Source organism: Luteimonas sp. A501 (genome assembly GCF_054052085.1).
This window is the reverse complement of record NZ_JBSVRI010000002.1, coordinates 280,379-300,098: the sequence shown is the minus strand read 5'-3', so window position 1 is coordinate 300,098 and position 19,720 is coordinate 280,379. Positions and strand designations below refer to the sequence as shown.

12 protein-coding genes are annotated in these 19,720 nt (G+C 68.6%); 9 read left to right on the top strand and 3 right to left on the bottom strand.

Going from position 1 to position 19,720, the window contains the following annotated elements:
* Nucleotides 1–184: 184 nt before the first annotated feature.
* Nucleotides 185–1,144 (top strand): HNH endonuclease, encoded by a 960-nt coding sequence (locus ACW7G5_RS07850; protein ID WP_457003345.1) that lies wholly within the window; start codon nucleotides 185–187, stop codon nucleotides 1,142–1,144.
* A gap of 35 nt (nucleotides 1,145–1,179) precedes the next feature.
* On the opposite strand, the gene ACW7G5_RS07845 is transcribed toward ACW7G5_RS07850, so the two are convergent.
* Nucleotides 1,180–4,731: a methylmalonyl-CoA mutase family protein gene (locus ACW7G5_RS07845; RefSeq protein ID WP_457003343.1), complete on the bottom strand. Its 3,552-nt coding sequence runs from the start codon at nucleotides 4,729–4,731 to the stop codon at nucleotides 1,180–1,182.
* Nucleotides 4,732–4,869: 138 nt separating this feature from the next.
* On the opposite strand from ACW7G5_RS07845, the gene ACW7G5_RS07840 reads away from it, so the two are divergent.
* Entirely contained in the window at nucleotides 4,870–6,237 is a 1,368-nt protein-coding gene (locus ACW7G5_RS07840; protein WP_457003342.1) for a serine hydrolase domain-containing protein, read from the top strand.
* 49 nt (nucleotides 6,238–6,286) lie between these two features.
* Here the strand turns inward: ACW7G5_RS07840 and ACW7G5_RS07835 are convergent, their stop codons facing one another.
* Nucleotides 6,287–8,431: a C1 family peptidase gene (locus ACW7G5_RS07835; RefSeq protein ID WP_457003340.1), complete on the bottom strand. Its 2,145-nt coding sequence runs from the start codon at nucleotides 8,429–8,431 to the stop codon at nucleotides 6,287–6,289.
* A gap of 152 nt (nucleotides 8,432–8,583) precedes the next feature.
* Between ACW7G5_RS07835 and ACW7G5_RS07830 the strand changes: the two genes are divergently transcribed.
* The 3 genes from ACW7G5_RS07830 (at nucleotide 8,584) to ACW7G5_RS07820 (ending at nucleotide 12,824) form a co-directional block, all read left to right on the top strand.
* Nucleotides 8,584–10,218, top strand: a complete 1,635-nt coding sequence (locus ACW7G5_RS07830) for a phospholipase D family protein (RefSeq protein WP_457003339.1) — start codon at nucleotides 8,584–8,586, stop codon at nucleotides 10,216–10,218.
* A 239-nt stretch (nucleotides 10,219–10,457) separates the two neighbouring features.
* Nucleotides 10,458–11,561: a Glu/Leu/Phe/Val dehydrogenase dimerization domain-containing protein gene (locus ACW7G5_RS07825; protein WP_457003337.1), complete on the top strand. Its 1,104-nt coding sequence runs from the start codon at nucleotides 10,458–10,460 to the stop codon at nucleotides 11,559–11,561.
* Nucleotides 11,562–11,666: 105 nt separating this feature from the next.
* The gene (locus ACW7G5_RS07820) at nucleotides 11,667–12,824 is read left to right on the top strand and encodes an isovaleryl-CoA dehydrogenase (RefSeq protein WP_457003335.1); all 1,158 of its coding nucleotides are present in this window, start codon (nucleotides 11,667–11,669) and stop codon (nucleotides 12,822–12,824) included.
* A gap of 52 nt (nucleotides 12,825–12,876) precedes the next feature.
* Here the strand turns inward: ACW7G5_RS07820 and ACW7G5_RS07815 are convergent, their stop codons facing one another.
* Nucleotides 12,877–15,690, bottom strand: coding sequence for a S8 family serine peptidase (locus tag ACW7G5_RS07815; RefSeq protein WP_457003333.1), 2,814 nt, complete (start codon nucleotides 15,688–15,690; stop codon nucleotides 12,877–12,879).
* Between the two features lie 145 nt (nucleotides 15,691–15,835).
* Between ACW7G5_RS07815 and ACW7G5_RS07810 the strand changes: the two genes are divergently transcribed.
* From ACW7G5_RS07810 to ACW7G5_RS07795, 4 genes are all read left to right on the top strand, one after another.
* The gene (locus ACW7G5_RS07810) at nucleotides 15,836–17,011 is read left to right on the top strand and encodes a thiolase family protein (protein WP_457003332.1); all 1,176 of its coding nucleotides are present in this window, start codon (nucleotides 15,836–15,838) and stop codon (nucleotides 17,009–17,011) included.
* Nucleotides 17,012–17,147: 136 nt separating this feature from the next.
* Complete coding sequence (locus ACW7G5_RS07805) at nucleotides 17,148–17,489, top strand: hypothetical protein (RefSeq protein ID WP_457003330.1); 342 nt, start codon at nucleotides 17,148–17,150, stop codon at nucleotides 17,487–17,489.
* 123 nt (nucleotides 17,490–17,612) lie between these two features.
* Complete coding sequence (locus ACW7G5_RS07800; protein WP_457003328.1) at nucleotides 17,613–18,005, top strand: hypothetical protein; 393 nt, start codon at nucleotides 17,613–17,615, stop codon at nucleotides 18,003–18,005.
* A 91-nt stretch (nucleotides 18,006–18,096) separates the two neighbouring features.
* The gene (locus ACW7G5_RS07795; RefSeq protein ID WP_457003325.1) at nucleotides 18,097–19,704 is read left to right on the top strand and encodes a carboxyl transferase domain-containing protein; all 1,608 of its coding nucleotides are present in this window, start codon (nucleotides 18,097–18,099) and stop codon (nucleotides 19,702–19,704) included.
* The last annotated feature ends 16 nt before the right edge of the window (nucleotides 19,705–19,720 follow it).

The following is a 19,720-nucleotide window of genomic DNA, read 5'->3' as shown; positions in this document are numbered from 1 at the left end:
CCTTTTTCTATCCGCCGATCGGTGTACCCTGGCGCGGCGGCAAAAGGGGAGCGCCATGGGGTATTGGTGGATCAACCACAAGCAGACGCGCGAGCACGAAGCGCAAGGCGGCATTTGCCATGCCCAGCGCCCCCTGCGCGAAACACCTACCGATTCAAATCAGCAGTAGGACCTTCGCAGCGCCATGCAACGGCTTCAACCGCTCTTAGACCTGCCTTATGAAGTTGGCGCTCTCTACAACCGCCAACAGGAGATCCATGGCCGCCTTGGCGGGCAGATGCAGGGCGGAATCTCAACGCCTGCAAACTCACCGTTTGTCATCCTGTTCACCGGCGAGGCGGGCGCCCAACATGGGTACCGCGACCACTGGGAGGACGAATCGGGCGAGAACATTCTCCACTACTACGGCGAGGGCCAAGAGGGAGATATGCAGGATACGCGCGGCAACCGCGCGATCCGTCAGCATGTGGAGAAGAACCAAAGGCTGCTCATCTTCCAGAGCCTCGGGAAAGGACAGCCCTACCGATTCCTCGGCGAATTTCGTTGCATCCATACCTACGTGGAAGACAACGTCCCGGCGACCCGGGGTCCTCCGCGCAAAGCCATCGTTTTCAAACTGAAACCCGTAGAGGCGGATTTCAGCCCATTCCTGGACGTTGTGGCGGAGCAATCCCGAACTGGCATCGACCTCTCGGCAACCGTCTCCGTCCAGCTGAGCGCGATCAGAGTGAAGCAATCACTTTTCAAACGACGGCTTTTGGACGTTGAAAAGCGATGCCGTCTTACTGGCGTTGCAGACCTTCGCTTTCTCCGCGCGAGCCACATCAAGCCCTGGTCGAAATGCACAAGCGGGGACGAACGTGTGGATGGTGCCAATGGGCTGCTGCTAACCCCGCACGCAGATCTGCTTTTCGACCGGGGCTGGATCACCTTCGAGGACAGTGGCGCGCTTGTGCGTTCAGATCACCTTCCCAAAGAGGTGATTGAGCGCATCGGACTGGACCTGAACAAAGGTCGCCGCTGCGGCGGTTTCAGCGGCGAACAAAGGTCCTATCTCGACTATCACCGGAATGCGGTGTTTGAGAAGAACTTCAAGGAACCGCACGACGCTCTGTCGAACCTACTATCGTCGGAAGGGTACTAGTTAGTGGATTGATGCGGTGGCTACCGCGCTTTGGGCTACATATTCCGCCGATACTCCCCACCCACGTCATACAGCGCATGGCTGATCTGCCCCAGGCTATGCGTCTTCACCGCTTCCATCAGCGCCTCGAACACATTGCGCCTCTCCCGCGCCGTGTTCTGAAGGTACGCGAGGCCATGGCCGTCATGCACCACCTCCGGCTCTTCATCCGCCGCCGCCTGATGCGCATGTGACGTTTCGCCGGCCGGCGCCAGGGCGTTGCGCCCCTGCTGCCACAGCTCCACGTTGGCGATCTGCTGGCCCTTCTCTTCTTCCGTGCTGCGGATCAGTTCGATCTCGGTGGCGATCTCGCCGGCGTGCTCCTTCGGCAGGAACGTGTTCACGCCCACCAGCGGCAGGCTGCCGTCGTGCTTCTTGTGTTCGTAGTACAGGCTCTCTTCCTGGATCTTGCCGCGCTGGTACATGGTGTCCATGGCGCCCAGCACGCCGCCGCGCTCGCTGATGGCTTCGAACTCCTTGTACACGGCCTCTTCCACCATGCCGGTCAGGTAGTCGACGGCAAAGCTGCCCTGCCAGGGGTTCTCGTTGAAGTTGAGCCCCAGCTCCTTGTTGATGATCATCTGGATGGCCACGGCGCGGCGCACGCTCTCTTCGGTGGGCGTGGTGATGGCTTCGTCGTAGGCGTTGGTGTGCAGGGAGTTGCAGTTGTCGAACAGCGCGTACAGCGCCTGCAGCGTGGTGCGGATGTCGTTGAACTGGATCTCCTGCGCGTGCAGGCTGCGGCCGCTGGTCTGGATGTGGTACTTCATCATCTGGCTGCGCTCGTTGGCGCCATAGCGCTCGCGCATGGCGCGCGCCCAGATGCGGCGGGCCACGCGGCCGATCACGGTGTACTCGGGGTCCATGCCGTTGGAGAAGAAGAACGACAGGTTGGGCGCAAAGTCGTCGATCTTCATGCCGCGCGCCAGGTAGTACTCGACGATGGTGAAGCCGTTGCTGAGCGTAAAGGCGAGCTGGCTGATCGGGTTCGCGCCGGCTTCGGCGATGTGGTACCCGCTGATGCTCACCGAGTAGAAGTTGCGCACGCCGTTGTCGACGAAGTACTGCTGGATGTCGCCCATCATGCGCAGGGCGAACTCGGTGCTGAAGATGCAGGTGTTCTGCGCCTGGTCCTCTTTCAGGATGTCGGCCTGCACGGTGCCGCGCACGGTCTTGAGCGTTTCGGCCTTGATGCGGGCGTAGGTTTCGGCATCCACCATCTCGTTGCCGGTGACGCCCAGCAAGCCCAGGCCGAGGCCGTCGTTGGTGGGCGGCAGTTCGCCGTGGTAGCGCGGGCGCTCCTTGCCTTCAAACACCTTTGCGAGCTTCTGTTCGGCGGCGGCCCAGCGCGCGGGGTCGGCCTTCAGATGCTTCTCCACCTGCTGGTCGACGGCGCAGTTCATGAACATCGCCAGGATCATCGGCGCGGGGCCGTTGATGGTCATCGACACGCTGGTGGTCGGCGCGCACAGGTCGAAGCCGGAATACAGCTTCTTCATGTCGTCGAGCGTGGGCACGTTGACGCCGGAGTTGCCGATCTTGCCGTAGATGTCCGGGCGCGGCGCGGGGTCTTCGCCGTACAGCGTGACCGAGTCGAAGGCGGTGGACAGGCGCGCGGCGGGCTGGCCGACGGAGAGGTAATGGAAGCGACGGTTGGTGCGCTCGGGCGTGCCTTCGCCGGCGAACATGCGGATCGGGTCCTCGCCAACGCGGCGGTACGGGTAGACGCCGCCGGTGTAGGGGTAGCTGCCGGGCAGGTTCTCCTTGCCCAGGAAGGTCAGCAGCTCGCCCCAGCTCTTGTAGGTGGGCGCGGCGATCTTGGGGATCTTCTGGTGGCTCAGGGACTCGCGGTAATTCTCGACGCGGATCGCTTTGCCGCGCACTTCGTATTCGGTGACCTCGTCGGTGATCGACTTCAGCCGCTGCGGCCAGGCGCGCAGCAGGTTCAACGAATCCGGCGTGAGCGACTGCAGCGCGTCGTTGTAGCGCTGGCGGAGCGTCAGGAGGCTGCGGTCACTCGCGCCTTCGGGCGCCACGTCGGCGGCGGCGTAAAGGTCCAGCGCGTTCGGCAGCCTCTCATCGCCGAGCTCGTGCAGCGACTGCCAGAACGCCTGCGCGCGGTCCGCAGCCTCGGCCTGCTTCTCGATGCTGGCGTTGATGGCCCTGCCCTGCTCGGCGATTTCGGCCAGGTAGCGCACGCGGGCGCCGGGAATCAGCACGGTGGCGCGCGGCTCTTTCAGCGTTGTGTCGAGGTTCGGGGTCCAGCGTTCGGCCGGCAGCGACAGCTTCTCGCGCAGAAGGCGGCACAGGTTGGCGAACATCCAGCTGATGCCGGGGTCGTTGAATTGGCTGGCGATGGTGGGATAGACCGGGACGTCCTCGTCGGCGGTCTTGAACGCGACGCGGTTGCGCTTCCACTGCTTGCGGATGTCGCGCAGGGCGTCTTCGGCGCCGCGCTTGTCGTACTTGTTGAGCACGATCAGCTCGGCGAAGTCGATCATGTCGATCTTCTCGAGCTGGCTGGCGGCGCCGTAGTCCGAGGTCATGACGTACATCGGGAAGTCGACCATGTCGACGATCTCCGAGTCCGACTGGCCGATGCCGGCGGTCTCCACGATCACCAGGCCAAAGCCCAGGCCCCTCAGGTAGGCGATGCAGTCCTTGAGCACGGCGTTGGTGGCCACGTTCTGGCGGCGCGTGGCCATCGAGCGCATGTACACGCGATGGGACCGCAAGGAGTTCATGCGGATGCGGTCGCCGAGCAGCGCGCCGCCGGTGCGGCGGCGGGTCGGGTCCACCGAGACCACGGCGATGCGCAGCTCGGGGAAACTGGCCAGGAACCGGTTCAGCAGTTCATCCGTCACCGACGACTTGCCGGCGCCGCCGGTGCCGGTGATGCCGATCACCGGCGCGTGCGTGCCGACGTCCCACTGCTTGCGCAGGGCGGTCAATTCGGACTCGCTGTAGGTGCCGGCCTCGATCGCCGACAGCGCATGGCCGATGGCGACCTGGTCCGGGTCCGCGTGCGACGGGCCGATGCGGGCGACAACGTCGCTTACCGGTGGCAGGTGCGCCTGCCCGCGCTGCTCGCGGGCGGCGGTGACGCGCGCCACCACGTCCTCGATCATCTCCACCAGGCCCAGCTTCATGCCGTCGTTGGGGTGATAGATGCGCTCGACGCCGTAGTCCTGCAGCTCGCGGATCTCTTCCGGGGTGATGGTGCCGCCGCCGCCGGCGACCACGCGGATGTGGCCGGCGCCGTGCTCGCGCAGCATGTCGACCATGTACTTCATGTACTCGACGTGCCCGCCCTGGTAGCTGGACAGCGCGATGGCGTCGGCATCCTCCTGCAGCGCAGCGCGCACCACGTCTTCCACCGAGCGGTTGTGGCCAAGGTGGATGACCTCCGCGCCCTGGGACTGGATCAGGCGCCGCATGATGTTGATCGCGGCGTCGTGGCCGTCGAACAGGCTGGCGGCGGTGACAAAGCGCAGCGGTGCGGCTTCGGCGCGGGCGGTGGCGATCGGGTGGCTGGCGGGGACGCTCATGAGGCAGTTCCAGGGGCGAAAACGGATTCATTCGATTGTAACCCGCGCCCCTGCAGGCGCTTCCGCGTGACGATCGGCCCGGGAAACGGCCTGCCCCGCCTGCCTAGAGTGGCGCCTGCTCCCGTCCGGAACATGCCGATGACCCTCACGTCGCTCCTGCGCTCCCTTGCCGTAGCCGGCGCGCTCGTCACGGCCGCCTTTCCGGCGTCCGCCGCCCCGCCCGAGCCCCTGTCCGTGGAAGCCACCGAGGCGCTCGCCGCCATCGAACGCGCCGGGCGCGACAGCCACAGCGATGCGCTGCTGGTGATGCGCGATGGCGACGTCCTGCTCGAGCAGTACGGCGAAGGCAAGCGCGGGCCGATCGAGCTGATGTCGGCCACCAAGTCGGTGGTGGCGCTGGGCATCGGCCTGCTGCTGGCCGATGGCCATCTGGACTCGCTCGATGCGCCGGTGTCCACCTGGTATCCGGAGTGGCGCCAGGGCCGCAAGGCCGACATCACCGTGCGCATGCTGCTCGACCACACCTCGGGCCTGCAGAACAGCCCCAACGCCGGCGCCGAGATCTATCCCGCGCCGGACGTGGTGCAGCTTGCGCTCGCTGCCGAGCTCACCACCGCGCCAGGCGAGGCGTTCGCCTACAACAACAAGGCCACCAACCTGTTTGCCGGGGTGATCCACCGCGCTTCCGGGCAGCCGATGGACCAGTACCTGGGATCGCGCCTGTTCGCGCCGCTGGGCATGCAGGCCGGTGAGTGGCATCGCGACGACGCAGGCAACCCGCATGCCATGGCCGGCCTGCCCCTGAGCGCGCGCGATGCGGCGAGGCTCGGCCAGCTGCTGCTCGATGGCGGCCGACTTGCCGATGGCACGCGACTGCTGCCGGAAGGATTCGTGGACGACCTGTTCGCACCGTCCGCCCACTCCCAGCGCGTGGGCCTGTTGTGGTGGCGCCTGCCGGAATGGGAGCGCGTCACCCTGCGCGACGACGCCGCCGATCGCATGGCCGCGAAAGGCGTGGATGCCGGACTCATCACGGCCCTGGAAACGCTCGACGGCCGCATCTTCGGCAGCGTGACTGACGCCCTGCAGGCCGCGCTTGGGGACGACTACGCCGATCGCTACATGCCCGGTATCGCCGCGCGCGACCTGAAGCGGGCGGACCTGTTCGACGAGACCCTGGGCCCGGTGGTGGCGTACGAGGCCAATGGCTACCTGGGCCAGTACATCGTGGTGGTGCCGGAGCAACGCCTGGTCGCGGTGCGGCAGATCCGCAGCCGCGAAGCCAAGGGCACGCACCCGGCCGACAGCGGCTACGCACGCTTCTCCCGCGATGTGATCGCGCTGGGGCAGGCGCTGGCCGGCGACACGCTCAATGAGCTTGCCCAGGCCATGGGCGCTGACCTGCACCTGCCGGCGATCGCCCACGACGAGCACGACCGTGTCTACGCGATGCCGCTGGGCAAAGCCGCGACAGCGCGGGCGCAGGACGCGCCCGACGCTCGGTAGCCGCCGGCGCCGGCCAGAGCGCCCCTGACTGCACCCAACCCCGCCCCGCCTACGAACCCACCTCCACCGACCCCTCCAGCACCCGATTGCGATGCCCTTCCAGCGCACCCGCCGTGCGCTTCACGCCCACATCCGCACCCCCCGCCGCCCGGCCGAGGATGAACGCGATCAAGGCCTGCACCGTCGCCGGGTCATCATCGAAACCGCCGTGCGTGGTGGCGCGCGATGCACCGGCATCCCCCAGCGGCCGGTCGTTCGGCGCCTGCACCCACGCCAGCCGCCCGCGCGCGATCAGGTCCCCCACGCGCTCGTGGCCCCAGGCCTGGTCGGCGGGTGTCGCGGCCTCGATGAAGCGCGCCATGCCGGCGATCGGCGTGCCCTGGCGCAGGCGGCTGTCGATCCAGCTGCGCGGCTGCTTCTCGAACGCGCGCGCCACCAGGTACAGCAGCGACTTGTTGTAGATGCGCAGGCAGTGGTCGTCCTGCTCGGCGCTGTCGGTGAGGGTGAAGAGCGACGCCCGCGCCACCGCGCGTGATGAGATCGCCGGGACATAGGCCTGGATGAAGGTGTCCATGTCGACCGCCGGCGCCCACAGGGTGAGGCTGGCCAACCGCCCGCCCATGCCGAGCATGCCGCGCGCGGGGCCACCGATGACCTGGCCGGGGCGCGTGAACAGCTGCACCAGCGGCGCCATCAGGATGCTGCCGGCGCTGTGGGCTGCGACGTGGATCTCCACCGAGGGATCTTCGCGCCGCCATTCGTCGAGCAGGCGCGCGACCTGCGCCGCGCCACCGTGCTCGATGGTGCCGCCGCCGGCCTGCAGGCGCACGGCGGTGGTGGCCAGCAGCGCGTTCTCCTTCATCTCGTCCCACACCGCCTTGCCGCCGATGGCGCGCGCCAGCGGCTCGATGGTGTCGTCGAGGCGGTCGAGCAGCAGGTCGCGGGCCGTGTCGAACAGGCCTTCGCTGCGCGGGCGCGCGGCGTCTTTCAGGATGTTGCCGAGCGTGGTCCAGAGATCGGTCTTCCAGACGAAGCACAGCGGGTAGATCTCCTCGCGCAGCATGGCTTCGCGGTAATCGGCCACGCGCTGGATGGCGGCGTCCTCGGGCACCAGGCCGCCGTGGGCGTACAGCAGCACGCGCTTCTTCTTCCAGCCGGCGGTGGCCGCGCGCATGTCGCGGCGCACGATGTTGCGCACGTCGTCCTGGGTGCAGGCGAAGCGGCCCTCGCAGCGCAGCGCGCCGTTGTTGCCCAGGCTGATGATGTGCGGGCGCAGGTCGGGCTGGGAATAACCCACCGACTGCCGGCCCAGCGGCGAGTTGCTGACCGCGGCGGAACTCGCGCGGTCGAGCTCTACCGGCACCGCCAGCCGCGCCACCCAGACGTCGCTGCCGCGCTCCAGCCACTCGTCGTAGCTGACGTGGCCGTAGCCGGCGTGGCCCCAGCCGGTGCCCCAGGAATTCTGGATCCAGAAGCCGCTGCGGTCGTAGCCGACCACGGCGAACGCGTGCCAGCCCACCACCGGCTGCCGCGCCCACGCGATGCGGCCGCTGTCGGGCGGCGCGTGCCAGCCTTCGTGCACGGCGGCCGATGCGTACAGCACGCCGGTCTCGGCGAAGGCGGCGTGCATCGCGACCAGGTCGCGGTGGTTGACGCGCGCATAGGCGCCCAGCGGGTTGCGCAGGGCGTCGCGCGCGCGTTCGTCGGTATACGGCTCGACGTGCAGGCCCGGGGTCCAGGGCCAGAGGTCTTCGGCGCAGACACCATGGCGGTGCCAGGCCTTCATCGCGCCGCGGCAGCTGGAGCCGGAATAGCCTTCGCCCTCCCATTCGTCGTAGCGGCGGGCCATGTCATAGAACATGCGGGTGCTGACGATGCCGGGATCGGCCTGGGGGCGGCGGCGGCGCAGCAGCGCGTGGGCGACGGTGGCCAGGCCGAAGGCGGTGCAGGCGCCGTCGTCGCCCTGGTCGAGCACCGGCACCCCCTGGGCGATGAAGTCGTCCAGCGGCGCGGCGGTCGGCACGTCGACCAGGGTCGGCTCGAACATGCGGTCGCGGAAGTCCGCGGTGTCCGGCCGGGCGTCGAACAGCCGGCGGGTGCCGGTGTCGAAGCCGGCGATCGCCGGCGGCGGCGGAGCGCGGGGCGCGGCCTTGGTCGCGGCCTTGGTTGCGGTGTCGGTATTGGTCGCAGCCATGCTGTAGATCCTCCATCGGTTCCCGAAAACAACGCGCCCCCAGGCCCCCGAGGGCCACTCCCCCAGTAGGAGCAGCTATATAGCTGCTCCTACAATAGGGCGGCAGGCCGACGGCATCCACGGGGGATTACGGGCATGCAGGAGGTCAACGGATGATCAGCCGCGCGCGGCGCATCGTGCTGTGGGGCGCGTTCTCGGCGCTGGCGCTGGTCGGCAGCGGCCTGCTGCTGGCCGATCACCTGACCCCGCCCAACACGGGCGCGCCTTCATACGCGCTTCCGCTGGCGGCCGACCACACCGCGCTCGACCGCGAGCTGGTGCCGCTGCTGGCGCGCAACCCGGGCGAGACCGGCGCGCTGATGCTCATCGACGGCATCGACGCCTTTGCCGCGCGCGCGATGTCGGCGCGCCAGGCCGGGCGCAGCCTGGACCTGCAGTACTACATCTGGCACGACGACCTCACCGGCCGCCTGCTGGCGCGCGAGGCCTGGCTTGCCGCCGAGCGCGGCGTGCGCGTGCGCCTGCTCCTGGACGACATCAACGCCGGCGGCAAGGACACGCCGCTGCTGGTGCTGGACGGGCACCCCAACATCGAGGTGCGGCTGTACAACCCCTTCCGCAACCGCGATGGCATCGCGCGCCTGCTGGAGCTGCTGCAGCGCGGCTTCAGCCTCAACCACCGCATGCACAACAAGGCCTGGATTGCCGATGGCCGGGTGGCGATCGTGGGCGGGCGCAATATCGGCCTGGAATATTTCAGCGCATCGGCGGCCAGCAACTTCCACGACCTCGACCTGCTGCTGTTCGGGCCGGAGGTGGCGCAGGCGAGCCGGATCTTCGACGGGTTCTGGAACAGCGAGGCGGTGGTGCCGCTGTCGGACCTCGGCCGGCTGGGCATGCAGGACATCCGCGACATGCTCGGCCTGATCGGTACCGAGGCCCGCACCGCGGAGGCGCAGCGCTACCTGCAGCGCGTGGAGGCCTCGCCCAGCGTCCGCGCCTACCTGGGCCAGGCGCTGTCGCCGTTCTGGAGCGACCGCATCCACATCGTGTCCGATCCGCCGGTCAAGCGCCGGGGCGACGACACCTCGGGCTGGCTGGTCGACCTGGTCGACGCGGCGCTGCGCGACACGCGCGAGGCGGCGCTGCTGGTCTCGCCCTATTTCGTGCCCGGCGACGACACCGCCGACCTCCTGACCGGACTGGCGGCCGGCGGCATGCACGTGGGCGTGGTCACCAATTCGCTGGCCGCCAACGACGTGGCCGCCGTGCACGGAGGTTATTCCGGCTATCGCAAGCGGCTGCTGGCCGGCGGCGTACACCTGTACGAGCTGCGCCCGGACGCGGTGGCCGGCCCCGGTGGAGGCGGCGATGCCCGCGGCGACGGCAGCGACGGCAGCGACGGCGACGGCGCCGTCAACGTGCGCCCGCGCACCGGGCCCGCGGGCAGCAGCGGCGCCAGCCTGCACACCAAGGCGTTCCTGGTCGATGGCAGCCGGGGCTTCATCGGCTCGTACAACCTCGACCCGCGCTCGGCCTACCTGAATACCGAGATGGGCGTGTTTTTCGACGACCCCGGCCTGGCGGCCGCGCTGCGTGCGGAATACCTGCACCTGGCCGGACCGGGGCTGAGCTGGAAGGTGGGCCTGGACGACGCGGGCGATCTGTATTGGCTGGATGCCGCCGGGCCGGAGCCACGGCTGCTGCGCAACGAACCCGAGGCCAGCCGCTGGCGGCGGATCCAGGCCACGGTGTTTCGCTGGCTGCCGGTGGAGTCGCAGCTATAGCTGCGATTGAAATCCCAACCCCACCGTCAACCCCGGCCGTGCCCGGATGCTGCACCGCGGCATCCGATTCCGCCGCCGTGGCGCGGGCAAATGCGGCGGCGGCGGCGTAGAATGCCGCGCCTGTCGCCCCCTGCCTGTGTGTCCTGCGGCCCGGCGACTGGAAAACCAGCCATTTACCCCTAACCACCGGCAGTCGCCCGCGTCCAGCGCGGCAGCGCGCGCCGGCTGCGGAGTCCGGAATGATCTTCGAGCACCTCGATACCTACGGCCACGAGCAGGTCGTGTTCTGCCACAACAAGGACGCGGGCCTGAAGGCCATCATCGCGATCCACAACACCGTGCTCGGGCCGGCGCTGGGCGGCACCCGCATGTGGCCCTACAAGACCGAGGCCGACGCGCTCAACGACGTGCTGCGCCTGTCGCGCGGCATGACCTACAAGAACGCGGTCGCCGGCCTCGATATCGGCGGCGGCAAGGCCGTGATCATCGGCAACCCGGCCACCGACAAGTCCGAAGCGCTGTTCCGCGCCTTCGGCCAGGCCGTGCAGTCGCTGGGCGGGCGCTACATCACCGCCGAAGACGTCGGCATCGACGTCAACGACATGGAATACGTGTACCGCGAGACCGAGTTCGTCACCGGCGTGCACCAGGTGCACGGTGGTTCGGGCGATCCCTCGCCGTTCACCGCCTACGGCACGCTGCAGGGCCTGATGGCCGCGCTGAACGCGAAGTTCGGCGACGAGGAAGTCGGCAAGTACAGCCACGCCGTGCAGGGCCTCGGCCACGTCGGCATGGAGTACGTGAAGCTGCTCAAGGAGCGCGGCGCGAAGATCTTCGTCACCGACATCAACCAGGCGCTGGTCGACAAGGCCGTGAACGAATACGGCTGCGAGGCCGTGGGCCTGGACGAGATCTACGACGTCGACGCCGATGTGTACTCGCCCTGCGCGCTGGGCGGCACCGTCAACGAAGAGACCCTGCCGCGCCTGAAGGCCAAGATCATCTGCGGCTCGGCCAACAACCAGCTGGCCAACAACGCGATCGGCGACGAAGTCGAGAAGCGCGGCATCCTGTACGCGCCGGACTACGCGGTGAACGCGGGCGGCGTGATGAACGTGGCGCTGGAAATGACCGGCTACAACCGCGAGCGCGCGATGCGCCAGATGCGTTCGATCTATCACAACGTGTCGCGCATCTTCGAGATCGCCAAGCGCGACGGCATCCCGACCTACAAGGCCGCCGACCGCATGGCCGAAGAGCGCATCGATGTCATGGGCAAGCTCAAGCTGCCGATGGGTCGCACCACGCCGCGCTTCCACGGCCGCATCCGCGGCGGCGCGTAAGCAGCTGCGGTTTAGACAAGACGACGGGGCCTGGTGCCCCGTCGTTGTTTCAGCACACCGCGCCGTGCGCAGGACGCGCCGGTCGCAACATATGGAGTGACCGACATGCGCACCTTCCCGCTGGGTGAGGAACTTGACGCACTGCGCGACGCCGTGCGCCGCTTCGCCGAGGCGGAAATCGCCCCGATTGCGGAGAAGGTCGACCACGACAACGCCTTCCCGCAGGAGCTGTGGCCGAAGCTCGGCGAGATGGGCCTGCTGGGCCTGACCGTGCCGGGCGAATACGGCGGCAGCGAAATGGGCTACCTGGCCCATCTGGTGGCGATGGAGGAGATCTCGCGCGCCTCGGGCTCGATCGGCCTGAGCTACGGCGCGCACTCGAACCTGTGCGTCAACAACCTGCACCACAACGGCAGCGAAGCGCAGCGCGCGAAGTACCTGCCGAAGCTGTGCAGCGGCGAGTGGAAGGGCGCGCTGGCGATGAGCGAGCCGGGCGCCGGCTCCGACGTGGTCGGCTCGATGGCCTGCCGCGCCGAGCTGCGCGACGGCGCCTGGATCGCCAACGGCAACAAGATGTGGATCACCAACGGCCCCGAGGCCGATGTGCTGATCGTCTACATGCGCACCGCGGGCAAGGAGGCCGGCAGCCGCGGCATGACCGCCTTCATCGTCGAAAAGGGCATGAAGGGCTTCAGCACTGCGCAGAAGCTGGACAAGCTGGGCATGCGCGGTTCCAACACCTGCGAGCTGGTGTTCGAAAACTGCGAAATACCGGCCGAAAACGTGCTGGGCGAGGTCAACCAGGGCGTCAAGGTGCTGATGTCCGGCCTGGACACCGAGCGCCTGGTGCTCAGCGGCGGGCCGATCGGCCTGATGCAGGCCGCGCTTGATGCCGCCCTGCCCTACGTGCGCGAGCGCAAGCAGTTCGACGTGGCCATCGGCACCTTCGGCATCATGCAGGCCAAGATCGCCGACATGTACACCGCGCTGCAGTCCAGCCGCGCTTATGCCTACCAGGTCGCCCGCGACTACGACGCCGGCCACCGCTCGCGCATCGACCCGGCCAGCTGCCTGCTGCACGCCTCCGAAGCCGCGGTACAAGTGGCGCTGGAAGGCATCCAGGCCCTGGGTGGAAACGGTTACATCAACGAATACCCGACCGGCCGCATCCTGCGCGATGCCAAGCTGTACGCCATCGGCGCCGGCACCAACGAGATCCGCCGGATGCTGATCGGCCGGGAGCTCTTCGAAGGCCGCAGCTGAGCGGGGAGGCTTCGCTCCCACAGGGTTCCAGTTCCGCTCCTGCAGGGCTCCCTCAGAACCCCTGCACGTAGCGAAGCGAGAGCATGCGGTCCTGGCCGCGAGGCCCGAAGCGCTGGTCGTAACCGAAGCCCAACGTTGCGCTCCGTCCCAGCCACGACTGCACGCCCAGGCCCACCACGCCGCCCGAGCGTGCCGGCGAGCGCCCGGCCAGCGGGGCCCATGCGTCCAGGCCTACGAAGCTTGCTTCCACGTCGAAGCCGCTCGTCGCCAGGGTCTGCTGCCATTCGCCGTAGCCCTGCAGTTCCAGGCCGTTCCACTCGCGCTGCAGGCGCAGGCCGGCGATAACCTGGCTGCGTTCGGCACTCCAGGCCTCGGTACGCAGGCCGAAGCCTTCGGCGCCGCCCTCGTTGAAGCCGTCGCTGCGCAGGCGCACGTGCTCGGCACCCAGGTAGGGCGACAGCGCGAAGCCGCCGGCGTGGAACCGGTAGCCGGCCTCCACGCTGGCCATCGTGTAATCCCCCGAATATCGGCTGGAGACCCCCGAAGTCCGGTCACCGCCAAACAGCCGGCGCTCGATATCGCGCTGGAAACGGCCGCCGCCGGCCTGGCCGACCAGCCAGGCATCGCCCAGCACCCGGCCGACATAGGCCGTGCCCGAAGTCTGGCGATCGTGCGAGCGATCGCCAAGGCCGGCGACGCGGCCATGGGCGCGCACCTCGCCAAAGGAGAAGCCGGCCACGTGGCCATTGCCGAGCTCGCTGTCGCGGCCGATCACCCAGCCGTCCAGCGCGAAGCCGTTGCCGGCGAAGCCCACCCGGCCGCCACCGCCCAGCGCGCGCTTCCACGCACCGGCGCCGTGGACGCCACCGTCGAAGTCCCCGAAGCGTGCCGACAGCGCGCGCCGGCCCATGTCGATCGTATCCAGCGTCATCGCGACCGAAGCCGCATGCAGTTCGCCCGACAGGCTTGACAGCGCCCCCGCCGCAGCCGCCTGGGTATCGATGCGCTGCAGCTGGCCCGCAACCCGGATGAAGCCCTCGGCGACCGCGCCATCGCCGCCGCCATGCCGCTGGTCGATGACCTGGAAGGCCTGCTCGACGCGCCTGGCGGACGCCATCGCCGCCGGCGTGATCCGGCCGAAGGCCGCGGCAGTGGCGGCGACGTCCAGCCGCGTGATGTCCAGCCAGACCTCCTGCAGGTCGTAATCAAGACTGCCCTCCAGGAACACACCATCGGCCCAGGTCAAGTCGTCGAACTCGCCGCTGACTCCTTCCAGGGCGAACATCAGCAGTTCGCGGCTCGTGGTGGTGTAACCCGCCTTCACGCCTGCAACGTGTACATCGCCCCCCTCGATGTCGGCACGGCCACCGACATTGAGGTGCTGCCCCAGGTCGATCGCGAACCTTGCGCCGTCGCGATGCAGGTAGTTGCCACCCACCGCCACGTAATCGGGCTCGCTTCCGCCGTACAGCCCGCGCACGTGCAGCGTTCCGGCATTGTCCAGGTCGCCCCCGACCAGGCCGGTGACGCCGAAGTATCCATCCGCATCCACGCGTACGTTCGAATAGACGGTGCCGGCCTCCACCCGGCCCTCTTCAATGCGCAGGCCGCCATGATTGTGTGCGCTGCCCGCAAGGACCAGCGTGCCGCCGCCCCGCTTGACCACGGTGCCATCGCCCGAGAGGTCGTTGCGCCAGGTCGACGTGCCACCGTCGAAATCCGCAACAATCTCACCCCAGTCCAGGCGCTTGGGCCCACGGACCGCCTGGCCCACGTCAAGGCTGCCATGGCCGAAGACCTCGTCCACTCCGGACGCCCCGAGATCGATCGCGGTGCCCAGCAGGGTCTGGCGCACGGCATCGTTGTCGAAATACGGGAACGCTTCCCACACCAGCGCCGCCGCACCCGAGACCAGCGGCGCGGCCAGCGACGTGCCGGCCCACTGCCAGTACTCCGGACTGTCGGGCGCGTCGTCGGTCCCGGTAACCACCACGGTGCCCGGCGCGACCATGCAGTAGTCCATGGCGATGCCACAGGCATTGGAATAGTCGGCAAGCTTTCCCGGGTCATCGGCGTCGAGCGCGCCGACGGTGATCCAGCCCCGGACCAGGTCCGCCGCAGGCGTGCTTCCGTTCGGCCCCACCTGGCTCGGCAGCGCGGCCATGTTGGACGGATCGGCGAAGCTGGAGTTGCCGCTGGCGAATACCACCAGCCCGCCATGCCCGACGATGAAGGGGCGGTATTCGGCAGCGATGCCGGAGGTGGCGTCGGGGTTGGTCCAGTACAGGCCACCCCAGGAATTGTTCATGACATCGACGCCGCGGTTGATCAGCTCCTGGTGGATGCCCGCAAGCCCCAGCGGACCATCAACCTCGTTGCCTTCGCCCGAACCGTCGTCTTCGGGCGGATTGTCGCTGATGATTCGCGCGGAGACGATTTCGGCGCCCGGGGCGATGCCTCCGGGCCACTTGCCGAAGGGCTGGCCCGCCGCCGCCTGCGCCACCGCCGTGCCGTGGCCCACCACATCGTCCACCGACAGGTTGTTGCTGCCGCCGCTGATGTAGTTGAAGTTCGACACCACGCGGTTGCCGAAAGCGGGGTGGTTGCGATTGACGCCGCTGTCGATGATGCCTATGCGGATCCCGGCGCCGGTCAGGCCCTCCGCGTGCGCAGTGCCGGCAGAGGTGTTGAACAGGTGCGCGCTGTAGGCGGGATCCGGCGCCTCCACCACCGGTGGCGAGGGCGGCGGGGGCGGCGGCGCCAATGGCGGCGGATCAGGCCTTGTATTGCCCCCGCCGCCGCCACACGCCGCCAGTACTGCAGCGGCCAGCACGCCGGTCACACCGGACTTCACATTCCGCGCCATCGCAGTCTCCCCGACTGTTTCCCCAACGCCCTGATTACGCGAAAACCGGCGCCGGGCCAAGCCTTGGGGGGCCGGACCAATGGCGGATGGCGGCGGCATGCTGCAGTGCGATAATGGCGGCACCCATCCTCTCTGGAGTCTTCCCATGACCGACGTCGTCATCGTGGGTGCCAAGCGCACCGCCATCGGGTCCATGCTTGGCCAGTTCACCGGCGTCCCCACGCCCACCCTCGGCGCCGCGGCGATCGAAGGCGCGCTCGGCCACGGCGGCGTGGCTGCCGACCAGGTCGACGAAGTGATCATGGGCTGCGTGCTGCCTGCCGGCCTCGGCCAGGCGCCCGCGCGCCAGGCATCGCGTGCGGCCGGCATCCCGGACGCCGCCGGCGCAACCACCATCAACAAGGTCTGCGGCTCGGGCATGAAGGCGATCATGCTCGCCACCGACATCATCAAGGCCGGCTCCGCAAAGGTCGTCGTGGCCGGCGGCATGGAGTCGATGACCAACGCGCCGCACCTGCTCAACGGTTCGCGCACCGGCATCCGCTACGGCACCGCGCAGTTCCTCGACCACATGGCCCACGACGGCCTGACCAACCCCGACGACGGCCAGGCCATGGGCGTGTTCGGCGACGCCACCTGCGTCAAGTACGGCTACACGCGCGAGGCCGTCGACGCGTTCTCGGCCGAGAGCGCACGCCGCGCGCAGAAGGCCATCGCCGACGGCGCGTTCAAGGACGAGATCGCCCCGGTGACGGTCAAGACCCGCAAGGGCGAGGTCGTGGCCGACACCGACGAGGAGCCCGGCAAGGCCAACCTGGAGAAGATTCCCGGCCTCCGCGCAGCCTTCGGCAAGGAGGGCGTGCTGACCGCGGCCTCATCATCGAAGATCTCCGACGGCGCCGCCGCCACGGTGCTGATGTCGGCCGACGAGGCCGCAAGCCGCGGCCTGCAGCCGCTGGCCCGCATCGTCGCCCACGCCACCCATGCCCAGGCCCCGGAGTGGTTCACCACCGCGCCGATCCAGGCGATCGCCAACGTGCTGGACAAGGCGGGCTGGAAGGTCGAAGACGTGGACCTGTTCGAGATCAACGAAGCCTTTTCGGTGGTGGCCATGGCGCCGATGCAGGAGCTGGGCATTCCCCACGAGCGCTTGAACGTCAACGGCGGCGCGGTCGCGCTGGGCCACCCGATCGGAGCCAGCGGCGCCCGCCTGGTGGTGACCCTCCTGCACGCCCTGAAGGCCCGCGGCGGCAAGCGCGGCGTGGCAGCGCTGTGCATCGGCGGCGGCGAGGCCACGGCGATCGCGGTCGAGCTGGCCTGAACACCGGCCATGGCCGTTAACGCGCTCTTTACAAGTCCGGATTCAAACTATCGCTTGACAGTCGTTTGAGGCTTGTCATCATGCTATCCGGCGCACTTGTGTGCGTTCGCCAATTTCACGACGAGGAATGTATCCAATGAGCATCAACAAGCTGCTGATCGCGCTGACGCTGGGCCTGGGTCTGGCCGCCTGCTCGAACACCGACCAGGCTGCCAACGCTGCCGCCGACGCCGCCGAGGCCGCTGACCAGGCTGCCGCAGACGCCGCCCTGGCCGGTACCACTGCCGCCGACGCCGCTGCCGAAAGCGCCGCCGCTGCTGCCGACGCCGCCGCCGACGCCGCTGCCGACGCCGCTGTTGCGGTCGACGGTGAGGTTGCCGACGCCGCTGCCGACGTTGCCGGCGCCGCCGCCGACGCCGCCGACGAAGCTGCCGAAGCCACTGAAGAAGCTGCCGACGAGGCCGTGGACGGCCAGTAATACCGGCTGCTCCACTGTTCCAAGGCACCATGCAAGATCGGAGAGCCGCTGGATTCCAGCGGCTTTTCCGTATCCAACACCGGCTGCGACGCCGGTCCCTTCGATGACAAGGACATACCAATCATGAAGATGAAGACCGCACTTCTCGTTGCCGCCTGCACGCTGGTCCTGGCCGCGTGCCAGAACGAAACCGCCACCGCGCAGCAGGAGGCCAACGAAGCCGAAGCCGCCGTGGAACGCGCCGGCGACGCCACCCGTGACGCCGTGTCCGCCGCAGGCGATGCCGCTTCCGAAGGTTGGGACGCCGCCGCCGCCGCGACCGGCGAAGCCGCCGCCGAAGCCGAGGCCGCCGCCGACGAGGCCGCCGCCGACGCCGAAGCCGCCGCGCGCAACATGACCGAAGAGGCGCGTGCCGCCGCCGCCGAGGCCGAGGCCGCTTCGCGCGAAGCGACCGCCGACGCCCTGGAGAACACCTCCGAGGCCGCCGACAACGCCGCGGACGACATCCGCAACTGATCCACGCGCAATGCCCGGCAGGCCCGCTCCGGCGGGCCTGTCGCCACTCCCGGTATGCTTGGCGGCTTCCCCACAGTTCGCCGGCCACCGCATGCCCGTACTCGATTCCAGCCTGGATCCGCGCTCGCAGGAGTTCCAGGACACCGTCGCCTACCACCGCGCCCTGGTCGCCGAACTCGACCGCCGGCTCGCGCGTGCCGCTGACGGCGGTGGCGAGAAGGCACTTCAGAAACACGTCGCCCGCGGCAAGCTGCCGGCGCGCGAACGCATCGCCGCCCTGCTTGACCCGGGCTCGCCCTTCCTCGAGATCGCACCGCTTGCCGCCGAAGGCATGTACGACGACGCCGCGCCCGCGGCCGGCATGGTCTGCGGCATCGGCCGCGTGATGGGCCAGGAAGTCGTGGTCGTGGCCAACGACGCCACGGTCAAGGGCGGCACTTATTTCCCGATGACGGTGAAGAAGCACCTGCGCGCGCAGGAAATCGCGCGCGAGAACCAGCTTCCCTGCGTCTACCTGGTCGACTCCGGCGGCGCCTTCCTGCCGCTGCAGGACGAGGTGTTCCCCGACCGCGAGCACTTCGGCCGCATCTTCTACAACCAGGCGCGGATGAGCGCCGAGAACATCCCGCAGGTGGCGGTGGTGATGGGCTCGTGCACCGCCGGCGGCGCCTACGTGCCGGCGATGTGCGACGAGAGCATCATCGTCAAGGAACAGGGCACGATTTTCCTGGGCGGCCCGCCGCTGGTGAAGGCGGCGACCGGCGAAGTGGTGGATGCCGAATCGCTGGGCGGTGCCGACGTGCATACCTCGGTCTCGGGCGTGGCCGACCATTTCGCCGAGGACGACCGGCACGCGCTGCAGATCGCGCGCGACATCGTCGGCACCTTCAACCGTCGCAAGATCCTTCCGGTGGCGACGCGGCCGGTGGTCGAGCCGCGGTTCGCGGCCGAAGAGCTGTACGGCATCGTGCCGAAGGACACCCGCCGCCCGTTCGACATCCGCGAGGTGATCGCGCGCATCGTCGACGGCAGCGAGTTCCAGGAGTTCAAGGCGCGCTATGGCAAGACGCTCGTCACCGGCTTCGCGCACCTGCACGGCTATCCGGTGGGCATCGTCGCCAACAACGGCATCCTGTTCGGCGAGAGCGCGCTCAAGGGCGCGCACTTCATCGAGCTGTGCAACCAGCGCGGCATCCCGCTGGTGTTCCTGCAGAACATCACCGGCTTCATGGTCGGCCGCAAGTACGAGAACGCCGGCATCGCCAAGGACGGGGCCAAGATGGTCACCGCCGTGGCGTGCTCGAGCGTGCCCAAGTTCACCATGGTCATCGGCGGCAGCTTCGGCGCCGGCAACTACGCGATGTGCGGCCGCGCCTATGGCGCCCGCTTCCTGTGGATGTGGCCGAACGCGCGCATCAGCGTGATGGGCGGCGAGCAGGCGGCAAGCGTGCTGGCGACCGTGAAGCGCGACGGCATCGAAGCCCGCGGCGGCGAATGGAGCGCCGGCGACGAAGACGCCTTCAAGACCCCGATCCGCGATCAGTACGAGCACCAGGGCAGCCCGTGGTATTCCACCGCCCGCCTCTGGGACGACGGCATCATCGACCCCGCCGATACACGCCGCGTCCTCGGCCTCGCCGTCTCCGCCTCCCTCAACGCCCCGATCGAGCCGGCGCGCTTCGGCGTCTTCCGGATGTAGGAGCCAGCCCGGCGTT

Excerpts from the sequence above, each read along its gene's own strand:
- ACW7G5_RS07850 (WP_457003345.1), top strand. The coding sequence starts at position 185 with ATGCAACGGCTTCAACCGCTCTTAGACCTGCCTTATGAAGTTGGCGCT.
- ACW7G5_RS07845 (WP_457003343.1), bottom strand. The coding sequence starts at position 4,731 with ATGAGCGTCCCCGCCAGCCACCCGATCGCCACCGCCCGCGCCGAAGCC.
- ACW7G5_RS07840 (WP_457003342.1), top strand. The coding sequence starts at position 4,870 with ATGACCCTCACGTCGCTCCTGCGCTCCCTTGCCGTAGCCGGCGCGCTC.
- ACW7G5_RS07835 (WP_457003340.1), bottom strand. The coding sequence starts at position 8,431 with ATGGCTGCGACCAATACCGACACCGCAACCAAGGCCGCGACCAAGGCC.
- ACW7G5_RS07830 (WP_457003339.1), top strand. The coding sequence starts at position 8,584 with ATGATCAGCCGCGCGCGGCGCATCGTGCTGTGGGGCGCGTTCTCGGCG.
- ACW7G5_RS07825 (WP_457003337.1), top strand. The coding sequence starts at position 10,458 with ATGATCTTCGAGCACCTCGATACCTACGGCCACGAGCAGGTCGTGTTC.
- ACW7G5_RS07820 (WP_457003335.1), top strand. The coding sequence starts at position 11,667 with ATGCGCACCTTCCCGCTGGGTGAGGAACTTGACGCACTGCGCGACGCC.
- ACW7G5_RS07815 (WP_457003333.1), bottom strand. The coding sequence starts at position 15,690 with ATGGCGCGGAATGTGAAGTCCGGTGTGACCGGCGTGCTGGCCGCTGCA.
- ACW7G5_RS07810 (WP_457003332.1), top strand. The coding sequence starts at position 15,836 with ATGACCGACGTCGTCATCGTGGGTGCCAAGCGCACCGCCATCGGGTCC.
- ACW7G5_RS07805 (WP_457003330.1), top strand. The coding sequence starts at position 17,148 with ATGAGCATCAACAAGCTGCTGATCGCGCTGACGCTGGGCCTGGGTCTG.
- ACW7G5_RS07800 (WP_457003328.1), top strand. The coding sequence starts at position 17,613 with ATGAAGATGAAGACCGCACTTCTCGTTGCCGCCTGCACGCTGGTCCTG.
- ACW7G5_RS07795 (WP_457003325.1), top strand. The coding sequence starts at position 18,097 with ATGCCCGTACTCGATTCCAGCCTGGATCCGCGCTCGCAGGAGTTCCAG.